Source organism: Luteolibacter rhizosphaerae (assembly GCF_025950095.1).
GTDB lineage: Bacteria > Verrucomicrobiota > Verrucomicrobiia > Verrucomicrobiales > Akkermansiaceae > Haloferula > Haloferula rhizosphaerae.
Genome location: NZ_JAPDDR010000022.1, coordinates 1 through 19,182, shown reverse-complemented (window position 1 = coordinate 19,182; position 19,182 = coordinate 1). Strand labels below are relative to the sequence as shown.

At 63.2% G+C, this 19,182-nt stretch carries 10 protein-coding genes; 4 read left to right on the top strand and 6 right to left on the bottom strand.

Annotated features, from left to right (window positions below; all coding sequences use genetic code 11):
• Positions 1–8 precede the first annotated feature (8 nt).
• Together OJ996_RS25440 and OJ996_RS25435 are read left to right on the top strand one after the other, a co-directional pair.
• A complete protein-coding gene (locus OJ996_RS25440; RefSeq protein ID WP_264516578.1) occupies positions 9–2,090 on the top strand; it encodes an arylsulfatase in 2,082 nt (693 codons plus the stop codon).
• A complete protein-coding gene (locus OJ996_RS25435) occupies positions 2,090–3,502 on the top strand; it encodes a sulfatase family protein (RefSeq protein WP_264516577.1) in 1,413 nt (470 codons plus the stop codon). Before OJ996_RS25440 ends, OJ996_RS25435 begins: the two co-directional genes overlap by 1 nt.
• 167 nt (positions 3,503–3,669) lie before the next feature.
• On the opposite strand, the gene OJ996_RS25430 is transcribed toward OJ996_RS25435, so the two are convergent.
• The 6 genes from OJ996_RS25430 to OJ996_RS25405 form a co-directional block, all read right to left on the bottom strand.
• Positions 3,670–7,500, bottom strand: a complete 3,831-nt coding sequence (locus OJ996_RS25430) for an alpha-amylase family glycosyl hydrolase (RefSeq protein ID WP_264516576.1) — start codon at positions 7,498–7,500, stop codon at positions 3,670–3,672.
• 94 nt (positions 7,501–7,594) lie between these two features.
• Positions 7,595–10,831: a protein kinase domain-containing protein gene (locus tag OJ996_RS25425; RefSeq protein WP_264516575.1), complete on the bottom strand. Its 3,237-nt coding sequence runs from the start codon at positions 10,829–10,831 to the stop codon at positions 7,595–7,597.
• A gap of 76 nt (positions 10,832–10,907) precedes the next feature.
• Positions 10,908–11,381: an FHA domain-containing protein gene (locus OJ996_RS25420; RefSeq protein WP_264516574.1), complete on the bottom strand. Its 474-nt coding sequence runs from the start codon at positions 11,379–11,381 to the stop codon at positions 10,908–10,910.
• Positions 11,378–12,010 (bottom strand): RNA polymerase sigma factor, encoded by a 633-nt coding sequence (locus OJ996_RS25415; protein WP_264516573.1) that lies wholly within the window; start codon positions 12,008–12,010, stop codon positions 11,378–11,380. Before OJ996_RS25415 ends, OJ996_RS25420 begins: the two co-directional genes overlap by 4 nt.
• 355 nt (positions 12,011–12,365) lie before the next feature.
• On the bottom strand, positions 12,366–13,730 hold the full coding sequence (locus OJ996_RS25410) for an ATP-binding protein (RefSeq protein WP_264516572.1): 1,365 nt from the start codon (positions 13,728–13,730) through the stop codon (positions 12,366–12,368).
• Positions 13,727–14,452 (bottom strand): response regulator, encoded by a 726-nt coding sequence (locus OJ996_RS25405; RefSeq protein ID WP_264516571.1) that lies wholly within the window; start codon positions 14,450–14,452, stop codon positions 13,727–13,729. The genes OJ996_RS25410 and OJ996_RS25405 overlap by 4 nt, the downstream gene beginning before the upstream one ends.
• 156 nt (positions 14,453–14,608) lie before the next feature.
• On the opposite strand from OJ996_RS25405, the gene OJ996_RS25400 reads away from it, so the two are divergent.
• Entirely contained in the window at positions 14,609–15,739 is a 1,131-nt protein-coding gene (locus OJ996_RS25400) for an efflux RND transporter periplasmic adaptor subunit (protein WP_264516570.1), read from the top strand.
• Positions 15,736–18,876: an efflux RND transporter permease subunit gene (locus OJ996_RS25395; protein ID WP_264516569.1), complete on the top strand. Its 3,141-nt coding sequence runs from the start codon at positions 15,736–15,738 to the stop codon at positions 18,874–18,876. The genes OJ996_RS25400 and OJ996_RS25395 overlap by 4 nt, the downstream gene beginning before the upstream one ends.
• The last annotated feature ends 306 nt before the right edge of the window (positions 18,877–19,182 follow it).

The window sequence follows — 19,182 nt, the reverse complement described above, 5'->3', positions numbered from 1 at the left end:
CTTCACACATGAAACTCCTCGCATCCTTTCTTCTCGCCATCGCCGCCAGCGGCCTCGCCCATGCGCAAGAAACCAAGCCGAACATCGTCGTCTTCCTCGTCGATGACATGGGCTGGTCCGATCTCGGTTGCTACGGCAGCGAGCTGAAAACCCCGAACCTCGACGCCCTCGCCAAGAACGGCCTGCGCTTCACCCAATTCTACAACGGCGCACGCTGCTGCCCCACCCGCGCCTCGCTCCTCACCGGCCTCTACGCGCACCAGGCCGGGGTCGGCCACATGACGGAGGAACGCCGCGACGAACAAGGCAAGGTCCGCCCCGGCTACTCCGGCCGCCTCAATGACACCAGCGTCACCATCCCGGAAGTCCTCGGCACGGCCGGCTACTTCACCGCCATGACCGGCAAGTGGCACGTCGGCCAGAATCACGGTGTTAGACCCGAGCTTCGCGGCTTCCAACGCACCCTCACCGCTGCCGCCGGCGGCTTCTATTTCCCGGATTCCCCCGGCACCCGCATCTTCTACAACGGCACCGATGTCGGCACGAACAGCGCACCTCTCCCGAAGGAATGGTACGCCAGCGACCTCTGGCCCGAGTTCGGCCTCAAGTTCATCGACGAAGCCATCACGGAGAAGAAACCCTTCTTCCTCTACAACGCTTTCAACGCCCCGCATTTCCCCCTGCAAGCCCCCGACGAGGACATCGCCCGCTGGCGCGGCAAGTTCAAGGCCGGCTGGGACAAGCTCCGCGAAGCCCGCTACCGCAAGCAGATCGAGAACGGCTTGATCGATCCCAAGTGGCCGCTCTCCGCACGCCCGGAAGACGTCCCCGCATGGGATAGTCTCTCCGCCGAGGACCAAGACCGCTACGATCACCTCATGGCCATCTACGCCGCCGTGCTCGAGCGCATGGACAAGGGCGTCGGCACTCTTGTCGAGGGCCTCCGCCAGCGCGGCCAGCTCGACAACACCCTCATCCTCTTCCTCAGCGACAACGGCGGCAACGCCGAAGCCGGTGTGCGCGGCCGCTCGAATGGCGACAAGCTCGGCGACGCCAAGTCCGATGTCTTCATCGGCAAAACCTGGGCCACGCTCAACAACACCCCCTTCGTCCGTTACAAGCACTACACCGATGAAGGCGGCATCTCCACACCGCTCATCGCCCACTGGCCCGCCGTCATCAAGGACCAGCGCCGTGGTGCCATCGAGAAGCAACCCGGCCACCTCATCGATATCCTCGCCACCGCCGTCGATATCGCAGGCGCGGAGTACCCCGCCGAGTTCAAGGGCAAGGCCATCACCCCGAAGGAAGGTGTCAGCCTCCTCCCCGCGTTCAAGGGTGAGAAGCTCGCACGCACCAAGCCGATCTTCTGGGAACACGAAGGCAACCGCGCCGTCCGCGAGGGCGACCTGAAACTCGTCGCCTTGGAGAACCAAGCCTGGCGCCTCTACGATCTCGCCGCCGATCGCAGCGAGCAAAAGGACCTCGCCGCAGAACGTCCTGAAGTCGTGAAGGACCTCGCCGCCAAGTGGGACGCATGGGCCGCACGCTCGAATGTCCTACCCCTCGGCTCATGGCGCGCCCCCGAACCGGACGGCCCGAAGGGTAGCAAGGAGCGCAACTTCACCCTGAAGACCGGCGACTATCTCGAAGGCGACAAGGCGCCCGACCTTCGCAACCGCCCCATCACCATCACCGCCGACTTCGATGCACCGAAGGGCGATGGCGTGATCGCCGCCCAGGGCGGCACCGCGCACGGCTTCTCGCTCTCCATCCATCACGGCAAGCTCGTGTTCTTCCTCCGCAGCCGTGGCGATGTCGTCAGCGTCGAACTTCCCGGCCCCTTCAATGGCCCGGTGCAGGCCAAGGCGGTCCTCGCCAGCAATGGCAAGATCACCCTCTCTGCCGCAGGCAATGAAGCCAGCGGCACCCGCGAGAAGCTCTTCGCCTCGAATCCCATCGATGGCCTCAGCATCGGCGAGGACCACGGCCCCGCGGTCGGCCCCTACAAGAAGGCCGCACGCTTCGATGGTACCATCCGCTCGGTGAATATCACCCTCGGCAAGAAGAAGAAAAAGCAAGCACCCTGATGAAACTTCCCGCACTGCTATTCTTCGCCGCCACGCTCGTCTCCCTCGCGGAGGAGAAGCGTCCGAACTTCCTCTTCATCATCACCGATGACCAGCGCTGGGATGCCATCGCCGCCGTGCAAACGGAGCAGGGAGGCAAGGCCCGCTTCCCATGGCTGCACACGCCGGCGCTCGACAAGCTGAAGTCCCAGTCGGCCTCCTTCCGGAACGCCTTCTGCACCACCTCGCTCTGCTCGCCCAGCCGCGCCACCTTCCTCACCGGGCAGTTCACGCACACCCACGGCGTCACGAACAACCACACGCCCTTCCCCTCTAACAGCACCACCTACGCCACCGTGCTGAAGGAGCACGGCTACCGCACCGGCTACGTCGGGAAGTGGCACATGGGAAATCAGGACGAGCGGCCCGGCTACGACTTCTCCGCCAGCTTCCGCGGTCAGGGCAAGTTCTTCCAATGCCCCGTCGTCGTCCGCAAGGACGGCGAACGAAAGGAGATCATCGCGGACAAGTGGATCGACGAGGCTTCCACCGACTTCGCCATCGACTTCCTCCGCCAGAACAAGGAGCGCCCCTTCCTCCTCACCGTGGGCTTCAAGTCAGTCCACGGCCCGCGCGAGCCGCATCCCGATCACCAGTCGAGCTACACCGGCGAGTCTGCCAAGCCCGTCCCGAATCTCGATGCGCTCTCGCCCTTCCGCCCGGCCGCGGAGCAAGGCCCTCGCCGCTTCAACGCCGGCAATCCCAAGTTGCTCGATTACTTCCGCACCCTCACCAGCGCGGACAGAGCACTCGGACGCCTTCTCGATGAAGTCGACACGCTCGGCTTGGAAAAGAACACCGTCGTCATCTTCACCAGCGACAACGGCTACTACCTCGGCGAACACGGCTTGGGCGACAAGCGCTCCGCCTACGAGGAATCCCTCCGCCTGCCGCTGCTGGTCCGTTCACCCTTCCACGATCCCAAGCGTTCCACCACGACCCCCATCGTGCTGAATCTCGACCTCGCCCCCACCATCGTCGATCTCGCCGGCATCACTCCGCCCGCCGCCTTCCAAGGCCGCAGCCTCAAGCCTCTGTTAGAGGGCAACACCCCCGACAACTGGCGGAAGGACTTCCTCTACGAATACTTCTACGAGCGGAACTTCCGGAACCCTCCCATCGTCGCCGTCCGCACCGAGTCCGAGAAGCTCGTCACCTACCCCGGCCGCGAGTCGTGGAACCAGCTCTTCGAAGTACGAGACGACCCGTACGAACTGACCAACCAGATCGCGAACCCCGAAAAGGCCGAGCTTCGCCAGCGCCTTGAGAAGCGCCTCGACGAACTCAAACGCGAAACCGCCTTCAAGATCCCCGGCTCCGCCGACCCCGACCGCTTTGGCAACGAAAAGCCCGCCCGCAAAGCCAGGCGCTAAAGCCCAGCCATCTAAGCCCCAAAGGGGCGACAAGGAGATAGCCCAGGGTAAGGAGCAACGCGACGCAACCCTTAGGTACACTGCCAAGAATGATTGGTGCCCTGAAGGGGCACAAGGAGGTCGCGGCCCACCACCCCGGCCGAACCTCCTCCCCTTCAAACCCGCCTTCACCCACCCTGCGAATAAATCACCGCCGAATACGGCGCCAACTCGAACCGCGCATGGTATCCCAGCCCTTGTCGCGGCTCCGCCACCGCTTCCACCGCATGGCCCCCGTGGTTCCCGAAGTCCGGGCCATACCCTCCCCAATCGCTGGAGAAGCGGCACTCCCAAGTCCCCTCGCGCGGCAGGCCCACCACGTAGTTGGTCCAGCTCCGGTGGGAAAAGTTCAGGATCACGATCACATCGTCCCCCGGCCCGCCTTGGTCCCAGCGGTGGTAGGCAATCACCTTGTTCTCCTCATCCACCATCTGGCAGTTCAGATGCTGCCCGCGCAGCCCGCGCGTGTGGTTATACCAGTTCCTCCGGAGGTGGCAGAGATCCTTGTAGAGCTGATAGATCCCCGGAAACTGAGCCAGCCGCTTCCAATCCAGCGGCACCTCGTCCGTGAAGCGCCCGGTCCAATGGATCTCCTGCCCCTGCCACAGCATCGGGATCCCCGGCGCCGTCAGTAGCAGTGCCGCACCCAGCGTTGTCCGCTTCCTCGCATACCAGGAGTCCGCATCGTGGCGGTCGATCTTCCGCGCCAGATTGTCGTCGTTGCCGGATTCATCGTGGGACTCCGTGTAGATCACCCGCGTGAAGGCATCCCCGTTGAAGTTCGCATGCAGCGCCCGCGCCACCGAGCCCATGTCGCGCTCATGATCGGCGGGCGGGATCAGCGCCCGCCGCGCCTCGTGCACGAACCAGTGCCACTCCGCGTCCATCCCCGCGCCGCCCTCATGCGTCGGCCGCGTCACCCACCCGTCGTTGTGCCAGTCCTCGGCGATCAGGATCTTCTGCCGCGGATGCGGATAGCGGTTCTTCACATCGTCCGCGATCGAGCGCAGCAGGTCGTAGCCCTCGGGATTCCACCCCTCGCCGTTGTTGAAGCCCCAGATGTTGCAGGTGCTGTCGATCCGCAGCCCGTCGCAGCGGCATTCTTCTAACAGGAAGGAAACATAGTCCCGGATGTAGCGCCGCACCTCCTCGCGGCCGAAGTCCGGGCGTGGCCCCCACTGGGTCATGCCCCGCTCGTCGTTATAGAAGTAGATCCCGCCCTGTCCCCGCTCCTGCCAGCCATCGAATTGCCACAGGCAGGACTCCAGGTCCCCCGGGCCGAAGTGGTTGAAGACACAGTCCGTGATCACAGCCAGCCCCAGCCGGTGCGCCTCGTCCACGAACTTCTTGAACTCGCTCACCCCGCCGTATGCCTCCTCGATCGCGAAGGGCAGCGCCACGTTGTAGCCCCAGGAGCGGTCCGCCGCGAATTCGTTCGGGGGCATCACGTGGATGCAGTTCACCCCTAGGTCCGCCAGATGCCCGAGCCGGCTCGCAGCCCGCGCCAGGGTTCCGGGCCGGTCACCCGGATCATCGTCGAAGGTCCCCAGATGCAGCTCGTAGATCACCAGCGTGCTCGCCTCCGGCATCTGGTAGTCGTTCACCTGCCAGGGGAACTCCCGGGAACTCACGATCCCATGCCCGATCGAGTTCGTCACCTCCCGTGCATAGGGATCGATCCTCGTCGAAACGTTCGCCGTCTCCCGGTTCGTGATCTGGTAGCGGTAGCAGTGGCCAGGCTCCACCCCCGGCACATCCACCGACCAGTAGCCCAGCTCCTCCTGGGCCAGATAGGCGATGTGCGAAGGTGCCGCGGGGTTCCGCTGCGGATGCGGATAAAAGGCCACCGCCACCGACTTCGCGAAGGGCGCCCACACCCGGAATGCCGTGCCACCGGCGAAGGGCATGTTCCCCAACCCTTCGTGTCTGCTGGCCGCGGCCGAGCCTTCGGCGATGATGATCCGCGGCCGCGGGATCTCCAGCGGAGTCGGATCCTCCGCCCGCTTGTCTCCCTGCTTCTCCCGATCCTCTTGCAGCCGTCCGATCAGATGATCACCCAGCCGCAGCGCCAGCGCCACCAGCGTGAGCGATGGATTCGCCGCCGGAATGTACGGATACGCCGAGGGATCGCAAACATAGAGGTTCTCGTAGCGCTCGAATTTCAGGTCCTCGTCCAGCACCCGCGGGCTGCCCGGCTCGCCGGTGCGCAGCGTCCCGCCCGCATGGTTCACCGTACCCCCGTTGCCGAAGTGCAGGCTCCGCCAGTCGTTCAGGTCCGCGGGCTCCACCTCCAGGAATTCCATCAGATCCGCCAGCAGTTTGCGCACGGACTCGCGCGCGTTCTCGCCATGCGGATTCGGCGGCACGTTCACCCGCAGCTTGCCGTCCGGCCCGCCCAGCGCCACCCAGTTGCTGTCGATCAGCGGGCTGCCGAAGATGAACTTGAAGTTCACCGTCGAGCGGATGTCCTTCGGGTGGCACTTGATCTGCACGTCGTCGTCCGCATGGCGCGAGTTCCAGTAGTCCCCGTTGATCACGATCTCGATGTTGAACCAGTGTCCCGCCCACTGCTCTTTCGGATAGAGGAAGATCTTCGCATGGAAGTCCCTGCCCGCATAGCGCGAGGTTTCCTTCAGCAGGAAATTGCCATCGTTCGGCGCGTAATACGAGGGATGATCGGTTAGACCCTTCCCGATCAGCTCGCCCGGCTCCAGCTTGCTCACCATCGCCAGCCGCGCGCTCTCCAGCGAGCCTGCCGCCAGCACCACATACTTCCCGCGGAATCTCCGCTCCCGGTTGCCCACCAGGTCCTGGCAGACCACCTCCGTCACCCGGCCGTTCTCCGTCACCAGTTCGGTCACCAGGTGGTTGCACTGCGCGAAGAGCCGCCCGCTTCCCGGATCCGCCGGGCTCCGCAGCGAGTCGAGCAAGAGCTCCGCGCTGGAATAAGTTCCTGTTGATCGATGGAGAACGCTATCCGGCCTCGAGCCATCCTTGCGGATCTCCGGCTGGTGCAGCGAGCGCGGGGTATCCACCACTTCGAATCCCGGAAACCTCGCCGACATCTGTTTGATCAGATCTTCCTGGTATTCCCCGCTCGTCACGTGCTTGCGCATCACCGCCTCCGCCTTGTCGTAGCGGTGCTCGCGCAGGTCGTCCGCGATCGCTTTCGGCCAGTGCGCCAGCTCCCAGTCCTTCATCCGCGGGATCAATCCCGACCAGAACAGCGAGCGTCCACCGAAGTTCATCTGCGGGAACATCCCGAAACTCGAGTGATCGTTGTCCTTCTCGTAGTTGCGGACCTCGTGGCCGTTGATCGAGCGCCCGAAGGCCGCCAGCGGCTTGTTGTAGATGTGCGTGTCGTATTCCAGCGGCCCGGCTTCCAGCACCAGCACCCGCGGGCTCGCTCCCTTGTGATCGGTCAGCGCATCCGCCAGCGTCCCTCCGCCCATCCCGGAGCCGATGACGATGATGTCCCAGTCGACATACTCCGAAGGCAGCGGCTGAAACACGTTCTGCTGCTGCTGGTCTTCGCTCACCCGCAGGTTCTCGTAGCCGTGGATGTAGCGCGCCGGAGTCTCCGGGAAGATCACGTCACCCTCCTTCAGGTAGACGTCATGCGGACTCTTCAGCGTCAGGGTCTGCGATTCCACGCACCCGTTGAGACGGAAGCGATACTTGCTCCCGTGACGGAAGCTCGACTTCAGCAGGCGGAAGCGCCACGCCCCGTACCAATAGACCCCGAAGATCTCGCGCGACCAACCGGTCGCCTCCGTGATCAGGCTGACCTGGTGGTTCGGCCGCAGGCTCGCGGTCAGGAAGCCGATGTCGAATTGGGCACCGTCGGACTCGGCCAGAGCCATCGGCTGCATCCCTTTCGTCTCGGTATTCCATTCGGACGTGCGGTCGGACTGGGGCTCGGAGTGATAATGCCAGAGTTCTTCAAAGCGATTGGCCATCGTGGTGGGGGTGTGCTGGGGAAAAGTGGGCAGAAAAGTATTGGCACGCAGGACCCGGATCTTACGCCAGCCCGCATCTAACAGATCGGCTTCGCTATCGGGTCTTCCAGAACTCCTCCGCGGTCATCGTCGGCTCGCTCTCCGCATTCCAGAAGTAGGAGATCCGCTCCAGTGTCGGGTGACCCCTGAGCACTTCGATATCGGTCGCTGCCACCGGCGGGATCAGCCAGCGCAGGCCCTCGCACTTCAGCAGCGGCCGGATGCTCGTCACTTCCACCGCGTCGCAATGCAGCTTCTCGAGGAACATCCCCGCCAGCGGCGAGAGATCGGTGATCTTCGTGCTGCCGAGCCGTAGCATCTTCAGCCGCCGCACCTTGATCACCGTCAGATCGGACAATGGGGTCTCGGTGAGATCCAGCACCTCCAGTTCGGCCAGCGTGGAGATCGGCGTGAAGTCCGTCACCGCGTTCCGCCACAGGAGCAGTTCCTTCAAGGGCATGCCCCGCAGCGGACCGAGGTCGGCGACTTTGCTCAAGCGGATGTCCAGGCTTTGCAGCGGCATTCCCGCCAGAGGCTTCAGATCCATCACCGCCGTGTTGAAGAGATCCAGCTTGCTGATCTTCGCGCCCTTCAGGAAGCCGAGATCCACCGTGGCAGTACCGCGCAAGCTCACCGACCAGCTCCCGTCCGTCAGTCGCTCCGCTGTTCCTTTCTGCCCGCGGCGCAGCATCTCCAGCCACGCCAGCTCCGGCTCCCACTGCTTCCAGAAAGCCTCGCTATTCTCTTCCTTGCCCAGGCGGAAGGTCGGCACCGCCTCCGCCAGGATCTGCCGCAGCCGCGGCTGCCGGCTCAGGGCGCGGATGCTCGGCAGCTCCTCGACCGGCAGATCGTAGAAGTTCTTCGGCAGCGTCAGCACTTCCAGGTTTTCCAAGTCGAGCAACGCCGAATAGCCGCGGGCGGACGGGCAATCGTCTAGCCTCAACACGCGCAAGGGCAGGCCCCGTAGAAACCACAGCTCACCCACTGAGGTTCCCGCAAGCGAAAGCGTCTCCAGCCCGGTCTGCGCCAGAGGAGAAAAGGAGCTGGCCGGGATATCGGAGCAATCCAAGCGCACCAGGCTGCTTCCCGCCAGCGGCGTTAGGTCGGTCACGCCGGTCCCCGCAATCGATAGATCCTCCAATTTCAGTTCTTTGAGCGGCGATAGGTCAGTGACTCCGCTGCCATCCAGAATCAGGGATCGGAGCGGCATTCCCTGCAAGGGAGCAATGCTCTTGAGATGTTCGCAGTTCCGGAGGTTCAACACCCGGATCGGCATGTCGGCGATCGGGCTCAGCTCCGCGATGGCGGTATCGCTCAGATCAAGTTCCAGTTGCCCGTCCGGACGAACGATCAGGCGGGTGTCCCACGGGCGGTCCTCCGGACTGGCAAGTTGGTTGAGTTTGTCCCGCCAGACTTGCCGGGTCAGCGCGTTCTCACGTCCGAGAATCTGGCTCAGGGGCAGAAGCAACCCGGGAAGTCGGCCTTCGTTCACCATCACCTCGAAGAGTTCTCCCATCTCCTCTCGCGACAGCGTGCCTTTGCTGGCGACACTCGCAGCCAGCCGCTCGCTGAGTTGCGCGTTCGCAAGGGACCGCTGGATCGCAGGATCAAGCCGCGCCGCTTCCCGATACGAAACCGCAGCCTCTTCGAACTTCTGCTCCGCTTGTAGGATGTCGGCTTTGAGCAAATGGGCTTCCGCCACATTCGGCTGCAACAGCAGCGCATAGTCCAAGGCCTTGCGAGCCTCCGCGAAGTCCTGCAGTCTCACCTGCATCCGGGCTTGCCCGATGAAGGACGGCGCAGTGGCCCTCAGTTGGGCGAGCGCCGCGTCGGTCCGCTTCCGCTCGTGCAGCAAGCGCACCAGCGCCGAGGTGCCGAACACCGCGAGCACGGCGAGGAAGATACCTCCCCAGATCGCTTCGCGCCGGTAGCGTTGCAGCCCTAGCAGAAGTTGTCGCCTTACGCCCGCCTTCTCCGCTTCCGTGGCGAATCCGGCCGAGTAGTTCCGGATATCCGCTTGGAGTTCCTTCACGCTCGCATAGCGGTCTCCCGGGGCCAGCGCCATCGCCTTCCGCGCCACGGCGATCAAGGAGACCGGCGGGCTTTGGCCCGGGTGATGCGGCAGCGACTTGTTAGGAAGATCGTTCGTCTGCAGCCGGGTCCGGCCTGCGCGCACGTTCTCCAGCACTTCGTCGATGTCCTCGCCGCCGATCGGCTTCTCGAGGAACAGGATGTGAAACAGGATCGCCCCCAGCGAATAAATGTCGCTGCGCACGCCGATCGACCGCAGCTCGCCGCGGGCCTGCTCCGGAGCCATGTACTGCGGCGTTCCCGCCACGGCATTGTCCAAGCCCGGCAGTTCGGCGGAGAGCAACGAGACATTGTCGGCTCCCGCCGCCGCACTGTTCTTCTTCGCGGAAATGCTTTCTTCCGGCAGCACCGAAGACAGGCCCCAGTCCATTACCAGAACCTCACCGAACTTCCCGATCATGATGTTCTCGGGCTTCAGATCCCGGTGCACCACCCGCCGCGAGTGGGCGAAGGCCACCGCATCCGCCACCTTGTCGAAGATCGAGAGCAGGTTCGTGAGTGTGAATTGCTGGAGCGCCTCGCCGTCACGATAGCCGAGCCGGGCCAGCGCTTCCTTCAGCGTGATCCCGCGCACGTACTTCATCGTGTAGAAGAGCTGGTCATGCTCATCTACGCCGAGTTCATGAATCGGCACGATGTTGGGATGCTCCAGTTGCCCGGTGACCTGGGCTTCCTTGATGAAACGCGCCACGGCGCTCTCGCTGGCCTGGGTCAGCATCACCTTCATCGCCACTTCGCGCCGGATCGGCATCTCGCGGGCGCAGAAGACGGTTCCCATCCCGCCTCGTCCGACTTCGTTGTTCACCTCGTACTTCAGCCGCTGGCGCAGTTCGGGAGGAAGCAAGCGGTCGACGTAGGCTTGCTGGATCGAGCACGAGGCCTCCGGATCATCATCTTCCCGCAGCCGCGTCGCCGCGAGTTCGGTCTCCGGCCCCAGCTTCAGCCGCTGGTTCGGGAACAGCCTTACCGGTTCCTCGATCCGCCGGTTGTTGATGAAACTTCCTTCCTCGCTACCCAGATCTTCAACCGTGAGCAGGTGCGCGCTCAGCGAAAGCCTCAGATGCTTCGGCGAAATCCCCGGACAATCCACCTGCAGGTCCGTGTCATCCGATCCGACGATGTACTGCCCGGGGGTCAGCACCCGTCGCAGAAGAAGCTCTTCGCGATGGAAAATCGTGATTTCGGTACGGGGCAGCGGCATAACACACCGGGCACTGGGCGGATTCGATACTGGGCCAATCGAACTGGTTCATCCAGCCTTCTTCCAGCCCCCGATTTCAGGGGGATGTTTCGGGTTCGGGCTCGGCCGCATCAGTGGTTTGGGCGCGGATGAAGGCCAAGCGGAACGCCGCTACCCGGATCAGATCCCCGTCGATCAACAATCTCCGGTCCACCGGAGCGGAATCGAAGTTCACGAAGGTTCCATTGGTCGAGCCGAGATCGCGCAGGACGTAGTCGGACTCCAGCGGCTTGATCTCGAAATGCCGTTTGCTGATCTCCCGGTAACCGGGGAACGCCACCTCGCATTCCGGCGCGCGACCGAAAACCAGCCCCTCGCCGATCCCGCGGACCTGGATGCTCCCGTTCGGATCGCGGAAAATTAAAGACGGCTCCGTGGGGCCCTCTGGCAGCGAAGCCAGCAACCCGTCCAAGGCCCGCAGTTGCTCCAATAGGCCGTCCGGTTCGTTCAGCGTGATCTCGACGGTCTCGGCCACCTCTTGAATCCGCTTCTGAAAATCGAGCTCGCTCATACGGAACCTGGGGTTGGGAGTGCTTGGTTCTGTTCCAGATCTTCGATCTCCTCGCGTAACTTCCGGATCAGCCGGTTCTTGATCTGATAGATATTATTCTCCTCCAACTGGAATTTCGCCGCAACCGCCGGGATGGTCATGTTGTGGATCACGCAAGCCTCGAAGACTTCCATCGTCTCCGACTTGATCCTCGGGTTACGCTTCAGTCGCTTCAGCCCCTCTTCGAGAAGCGTCATCCTCCACGCACTCTCCACCTCGTCTTCGGCCAGATCCTCGCCAACGGACGCCGAAGCAGCCTCCCCGGACAAGGGCGATTCCTGCCACGGTTGTTCCGCCCTGCGGATCAGGCGCCGCCGTGCGTCGCGGACCTTCCCGTAAACCAGCGTCAGCAGCCAGTTGCGGAAGCGGCCCTTGCTCTCCGAATAGGTGAAGCCCGGTAACTTCCGCATCAACAGGATCATCGATTCCTGTAACACGTCCCGGGCGGAGAAGTCATCTAATCCTTGTTTCTTGCAGAAGCTAAGGATCACCCCGGCATATTTCCGGTAAAAACCCTCCCAGTCGCCGTCCGACCCTCGCGTCTTGAGAGTGCGCAACTGGGTTTCCGAGGTCTTCAAACCCTCATTCATCATCAGTTTGATCGCGACTCGCCGGAAGCCCGTCAAGCGCGGGCGCAAAAACGGTCGCAAAAAAAGACACGACTCCGCATAAGATCCCCGTTTCCCTCGCCAATACCCCGTAGATGCCGGTTTGCTTCTCAAGCTCATGACACAGCGAAAAGCTAACTCATCGCCCCGAAACCTCCGGATCGTTTCGCGCCGGACCTCGGCCTCTAGGCCGGAGCCTGACGCGCTCCCCCTCCCAGGCAGTCCGGAGAGTTTCGGGTACCTTTTCCCATAGCACATCCCCCTCCCCGCCTCGACCGCCCGCCTCCCCCTTCAGGTCCACCTGAAGAAACGGGCGGTCGCAGGCCGGATGCGCTCTCTAGTCGAGCGGCAGGCGGATCGTCGCTCGCAGCCCCTTCGGGCTCCGGTTCTGCAGCGAGATATCTCCCCCGTGGTTCCGCACGATCGTCCGCGCGATCGCCAGACCCAAACCTGTTCCACCTGTACTCCGGTTCCGCGAGCTCTCCAGCCGCACGAAGGGAATGAACACCTTCTCCTGCTCCGCCGCAGGAATCCCCGGCCCCTCGTCGTCGATGTGGATCTTCAACTCGGAACTCCCCCGCTCCGAACTGACCGCCGCGGCACCGCCATAGCGCACCGCGTTCTCGATTAAATTCCTCAGCGCTCTCCGCAGCGAATCCGGCCGGCACCGCCACGCCAGCGCCTCCCCTCCCGTGAACCTCACCTCCCACCCCAACTGCGAAAGATCCTCGCACAAACTCTCCAAAAGAGCCATAACATCCACATTACGAGTAGCTTCCAAAACAGCATCTTCCCTTGCAAACGCCAGACTCGCCTCCGTGATCTCCTTCATCTCGTCCAGCGTGGTTACAAGTTTGTCGCGCGTCTCCGCATCACTCACAAACTCCGCCTGCAACCTCAGCGACGTGATCGGCGTCCGCAGATCATGGCTGATCGCCGCCATCATCCGCGTCCGGTCCTCCACATAGAGTTTCAGCCGTGACTGCATCCGGTTGAACGCCACCGCCGTGCGCCGCACGTCGTCCGCCCCCTCTTCCGGCAGCGGCGGAGTTTCCTCACCGCGCCCCAGCTTCTCCGCCGCATCGCTCAGGCGCCCCAGCGGTCGACCCACTCTTCGCGCCACCAGCGCGGTCACGAAGCAAATCGCCACCGCCGTGATCACCATCGAAACATAGTAGCTCCCAGGCGGACCCACCGGAGCCCCCGGCTTGGCGTACACCGCGTGCAGCCACGAGCCCTCCTTGGTCTTCGTCGTGAGGCCGAAACCGTTCCAGTCCGGGAGATGGAGCAAGTGTGCCTGTGACTCGCCCTTCCATTCTTCAGTCGTCAGCTCTTCCCATTTCACACCCTCGATTACCGGAAGATCCTCGAGCCGCGGCGGACGCGAGGACTCCATCAGGCTCTCGCGGGCCGCTTTCTCCCATTCGATAGGATCGTTTGCGGGTTTCTCACCCAGCCAATAGCGCACCGCAACGGTGTTCGCCGCATTGAGAATCCCCGGATGTAGGTTGGGCTCCGCCGAGTCGAGAAGACGGGACACCGAGGCGGCACGAGAGAGGAACTCGTCGCGCCGGAGCAGGAATACCGTTCGCATCTGGTCGCCGCGGTAGATCGCGAAGAACAGCAGCTGTGAGACCGCCAGTGCCAGGAGCACCAGCGTGACCCATTGCCCGGTCAGGCTTCGCATCCAGAAGCGCTTCATGCCGGACTCACCTTTCCCGTGAAGCAGTAGCCGTCGCCCCAGTAGGTCTTGATCAGCACGGGATTCTTGGGGTCTTCCTCGACCTTCCGGCGCAGGCGGCTGACTTGGTTGTCGATACTGCGGTCCCACACGTCGGCTTCGCGGCCGCTCGTCAGTTCCAGCAATGCGTCGCGGCTCAGGACTTTGCCCGGGTGTTCGAGGAAGACGCAGAGCAGGCGGAACTCGGAGGTGCTGAGGGGGACGGCGACGCCGTCGCTACCGGTTACTTCGTGGCGGGTGAGGTCGAAGATCTTGTCACCGAAGCGGAGGCGCTCGGTCTTGGGAGTATTGTCTTCCTGGGCTTGCGGATTGTTGGAGCGGCGGAGGACGGCGCGGATGCGGGCGAGGAGCTCGCGGGGATTGAAGGGTTTGACGAGGTAGTCGTCGGCGCCGAGTTCGAGGCCGACGATACGGTCGGTGTCCTCGGCCATGGCGGTGAGGAAGATTACGGGTAACGAACTTGTAGCCCTGAGGTGGCGGCAGAGGGAGAGGCCGTCTTCATGTGGCATCATGATGTCCAGTACGACCAAATGAGGGCATAGGCCGGCATCGAGCTGGTTGCGGAACTCTTGGGCGCTGGCGGCCTCGCTGACGGCGTAGCCGTGCTGGCCGAGGTAGCGGACGAGCAACTGGCGGATCTCCTGGTGGTCATCGACCACCGCGATGTGCGGGAGCTCTTCCATGAGGTCAGGCAGAAGATGGCAGCTAAGCGGCGGGGAGCGGGGAAAAATTTGTCGCAAAGTGTGTCGGCAGACCGGGAGTCGCGACAATTCGCGACGATAAAAGCGGGTCGCCGACACGCATGGGAGCGCTTTCCGTGGTAGGGATGCCCCCTCGCCATGAAGAAGTTCTCCTGGATCCTGATGCTGGTCCTCTCCGTCACGTGTCTATTGGTTTGGAAGGCGCGAGCGAATTCGCTCGCTGCATCGGCCAACAAGGGGCCGAAGGGACCGCAGACCGTGCCGGTGGTGCTGACGGAGGTGGCCAAGCAAGACGTGCCGGTGTGGCTGGAGGGTCTCGGGACGGTGCAGGCGTCCAATACGGTGACGGTTCGGCCGCGGGTGGGAGGGACTTTGGAAAGCGTGGACTTCACCGAGGGCGCGATGGTGAAGGAAGGCGACGTGCTAGCGCGGATCGATGCCCGCCCCTATGAGTCGGTGCTGGCTCAAGCGAGAGCGAAGAAGGCGCAGGACGAAGCGCAGCTCGCCAGTGCCGCGGCCACTTTGGCACGCTCGCAGGCGCTGGTGAAAGAGAACGCGGTGAGCCGTCAGGTGCTCGACCAATCGGAAGCGGCCGCCGGGCAGCTTGAGGCACTGGTGCAGGCGGACCAAGCGGCAATCGACGCGGCGCAGCTCGATCTGGATTTCACGACGGTGCGGGCCCCGATCTCCGGACGCACCGGCGTCCGGATGGTGGACAAGGGCAATGTGGTCACGGCGGGACAGGCCGAGGGATTGGTAGTGCTGACCCAGCTCCAACCGATCTCGGTGATCTTCACGCTGCCGCAGCGACATCTGGATGCATTGCGCCCACACATGAAGCCGGGAGCGGCAGCACTGCGGGTGCAGGCCGAGGACGATAGCGGCAAGCTGCTGGACGAGGGCAGCCTGGAACTGGTGGACAACCAGATCGACAACAGCACCGGCACGCTGCGGCTGAAGGCCACCTTCCCGAACAAGGATTATACCCTGTGGCCCGGGCAATACGTGTCCGCCAAGGTGCTGGTGGAGACCAAGAGCGATGCCGTGGTGGTTCCCACCGAAGTGGTGCAACCGGGCTTGAACGGTCCTTTCGCCTATCTGCTGAAGCCGGACGAAACCGTGGAAGTCCGGCAGGTGAAGCCGGGCATGGAGCTGGAAGGCATGACCGTGATCGAGGAGGGCCTGTCGCCGGGTGACCGGGTTGTTAGAGACGGGCAGAGCAAGCTGAAGCCCGGTGCGAAGGTCAGCGAACAAAAGGCAGCGTCATGAATCTCTCCGCCCCCTTTATCAAGCGGCCGATCGCCACGGCCCTCATGACCATCGCTATCATGCTGGTGGGTGTGGTGAGCTTTCCGCTGCTGCCGGTCGCGCCGCTACCGCAGGTCGAGTTCCCGACTATCCAAGTTTCCGCGAACTTGCCGGGAGCCAGCCCCGAGACGATGGCCTCCTCGGTGGCGACCCCGCTGGAGAACCAGCTTGCGTTGATCCCCGGGGTCACGCAGATGACCTCCAACAGCGGTCTGGGCAACGTCCAGATCACGATCCAGTTCGACCTGGACAAGAACATCGATGCGGCGGCGCAGGAGGTGCAGTCCGCGATCAGCGCGGCGGCAGGACAACTGCCGACGAATCTGCCGAGCCCGCCCAACTACCGGAAGGTGAACCCGGCGGATGCGCCGATCCTGCTGCTGAGCCTGACTTCCGATGTCCTGCCGCTGACGCAGGTGAGCGACTATGCGGCGAACGTGGTGGCGCAGCAGATCTCCCAACTCGGCGGCGTGGCGCAGGTCGATGTGATGGGCGAGCAGAAGCCGGCGGTACGCGTGCGAGTGGATCCCGCCAAGCTCGCGGCGCTGGGCATGAGCTTGGACGACGTCCGCGGGGTAATCGCCTCGGCCACCATCAACTCGCCGAAGGGCAGCATCAACGGACCAAAGCAGAGCCTCTCGATCTACGCCAACGACCAGCTCCTCAAGGCAGAGCCCTATAACGATCTGATCCTGGCCTATCGCAATGGCGCACCGGTGAGGGTCCGCGACGTGGGCGTGGCCGTGGACGCGCCCGAGCAGATCCGCTCCGGAGCCTTGGTCAACAACATGCCCGGGGTCGGCATCATCATCCGCAAGGAGGCGGATGCCAACGTGATCGACACGATCAAGAGCGTGAACGAGCTGCTGCCGCAACTGCGGGCCTCGATGCCGCCGGCGATGTCGATCGACCTGCTCAGCGATCGCAGCCGCACGATCCGTGCCTCGGTGGAAGAAGTGGAGCTCCACCTTGTCCTGACCGTGGTGCTGGTGACCATCGTGGTGTTCGCCTTCCTACGGAACCTGCGGGCGACGCTGATCGCCAGTGCGGTGGTGCCGATCTCGATCATCGCGACCTTCGCGATCATGTACGTGCTGGGCTTCAGCCTGAACAACCTTTCGTTGATGGCGCTGACCATCTCGGTGGGCTTCGTGATCGATGATGCGATCGTGATGCTGGAGAACATTTACCGGCACATCGAGGACGGGATGAAGCCGATGGATGCGGCGCTGAAAGGTGCGGGCGAGATCGGTTTCACGATTCTATCGATCACCTTCTCGCTGATCGCGGTCTTCATCCCGGTACTGCTGATGGGCGGCATCGTGGGCCGCCTGTTCCGCGAGTTCGCGGTGACGGTGACGACCGCCGTTCTCGTTTCCGGCTTTGTCTCGCTGACCTTCGTGCCGATGATGTGCTCGCGCTTCCTGCGGCACCACAATTCGCCGACCGGCAACTCGCCGCGGGCTCTGCTCGACCGGATGCTAGAGGGCTTCTTCGGTAGGCTGGAGAAGGTCTACGAAGGCGCGCTGCACTTCGTGATGCGTCACCGCAAGTCGACCCTGTTCTCACTGGTGGTCACGATCGCCCTTACGGGTTTCGTCTTCATGAAGATGCCGAAGGGCTTCTTCCCCTCGCAGGACACCGGGATGATGAATGCGACGGCGGAGGCGGCGCCGGACATCTCTTACGAGGCGATGTTCGCGAAGACGCAGGAGATCGGCGAGATCATCAAGAACGACCCGGCGGTGCAGGGGCTACAGAATCGCGTGGGATCCGGCGGTCGCGGGGGCGGCGCGATGAATGCCAGCCGCTACTTCATCACGCTGAAAGAACGCGACCAGCGCGATCCGGTCAACGTGGTGATGGACCGCCTGCGCAAGGCGACGGCGCATGTGCCGGGAATCACGATGTTCTTTCAAGCCCAGCAGGACCTGAACGTGGGCGGGATGATGTCCAAGACGCAGTTCCAGTATGCGCTGCGCGATGCCGACATGGACGAGCTGAACTCTTGGGCACCCCGGGTGATGGAGAAGATGAAAGAGCTGCCCGAGCTGCGGGACGTGACTTCCGACCAGGAGTCATCCGCCCCAGCCCTGAGCGTGGACATCGATCGTCAGGCGGCGAGCCGCTTCGGCATCCCGGCGCAGGCGATCAACGCGGCGCTCTACAACGCCTTCGGCGAACGGCAGGTGACGCAGTTCTATACCCAGGTGAGCCAGTATAAGGTGATCATCGAGGTGCCGCCGGAACTGCAGAAGGACCCTTCCACCTTCGACCGGATCTTCCTTACATCACCGACGACCGGCGGACAGGTGCCGCTGTCTTCGCTGGTGACCTTCAATACCGGGGTGAACAAGCCGCTTTCGGTGAACCACCTCGGGCAGTATCCCTCGGTGACCATCTCCTTCAACCTGGCTCCGAACGTGGCGCTGGGTGATGCGGTGGCGGCGGTGGAGAAGGCGAATGCGGACATGGGGCTGCCGCCGACGATCACCGGCAGCTTCCAAGGCACGGCGCAGGCCTTCCAGGATTCGCTGCGGAGCCAGCCCTATCTGATCGCGGCGGCGATCATCGCGATCTACATCATCCTCGGGATGCTGTATGAAAGTTATATTCATCCATTGACGATTCTCTCGACCTTGCCTTCGGCCGGCTTGGGGGCCTTGGTGACCCTCTGGGCTTTCGGGTATGACATCGGGGTGATCGCAATCATTGGTATCCTCCTCTTGATCGGGATCGTGAAGAAGAACGCGATCATGATGATCGACTTCGCGATCGAGGCGGAGAGGGATCGAGGGATGGCGGCGGATGAAGCGATCTTCGAGGCGTGCCTGAAGCGGTTCAGACCAATCCTGATGACAACGCTGGCGGCGATGATCGGGGGGATTCCCTTGGCCTTGGGTCATGGGGATGGGTCGGAACTGAGGCAGCCGCTGGGGTATGCGATCGTGGGTGGTTTGGCGCTGAGTCAGATGCTGACCTTGTTCACGACGCCGGTGGTTTATTTGATGTTCGACGGGTGGAGGGAGAGATTGAAGCGGAGGCGGGAGAGGAAGGTGGACGAGCAATCAGAGGGGGTGGAGGTGCACGCGGTTTGAGAGGGAATGACGAATGACGAATGTCGAATTTTCGAATGAAGTGTGGTCGGAGGGGTGGTGGCCCGGGCGGGGGTTGTTGAGATGCGGGAATTGATTGGTGGGGGGGGCAGGCTCCTTGTGCCCCTTCAGGGCACCAATCATTCTTGGCGGTGTACCCAGGGTTGCGTCGCTTTGCTCCCTACCCTGGGCTTTCTCATTGCCGCCCCTTTGGGCATGCGCGTCAGGTTAAGCCTTCGGCTTTTTCAGCACCGACTTCGCCGGTTTGACCCGTCTCAACACGAACGTGTTCCGGTCCTCCAGTACCCA

Coding starts and splice junctions, on each gene's coding strand:
- OJ996_RS25440 (WP_264516578.1), top strand. CDS start 9: ATGAAACTCCTCGCATCCTTTCTTCTCGCCATCGCCGCCAGCGGCCTC.
- OJ996_RS25435 (WP_264516577.1), top strand. CDS start 2,090: ATGAAACTTCCCGCACTGCTATTCTTCGCCGCCACGCTCGTCTCCCTC.
- OJ996_RS25430 (WP_264516576.1), bottom strand. CDS start 7,500: ATGGCCAATCGCTTTGAAGAACTCTGGCATTATCACTCCGAGCCCCAG.
- OJ996_RS25425 (WP_264516575.1), bottom strand. CDS start 10,831: ATGCCGCTGCCCCGTACCGAAATCACGATTTTCCATCGCGAAGAGCTT.
- OJ996_RS25420 (WP_264516574.1), bottom strand. CDS start 11,381: ATGAGCGAGCTCGATTTTCAGAAGCGGATTCAAGAGGTGGCCGAGACC.
- OJ996_RS25415 (WP_264516573.1), bottom strand. CDS start 12,010: ATGAATGAGGGTTTGAAGACCTCGGAAACCCAGTTGCGCACTCTCAAG.
- OJ996_RS25410 (WP_264516572.1), bottom strand. CDS start 13,730: ATGAAGCGCTTCTGGATGCGAAGCCTGACCGGGCAATGGGTCACGCTG.
- OJ996_RS25405 (WP_264516571.1), bottom strand. CDS start 14,452: ATGGAAGAGCTCCCGCACATCGCGGTGGTCGATGACCACCAGGAGATC.
- OJ996_RS25400 (WP_264516570.1), top strand. CDS start 14,609: ATGAAGAAGTTCTCCTGGATCCTGATGCTGGTCCTCTCCGTCACGTGT.
- OJ996_RS25395 (WP_264516569.1), top strand. CDS start 15,736: ATGAATCTCTCCGCCCCCTTTATCAAGCGGCCGATCGCCACGGCCCTC.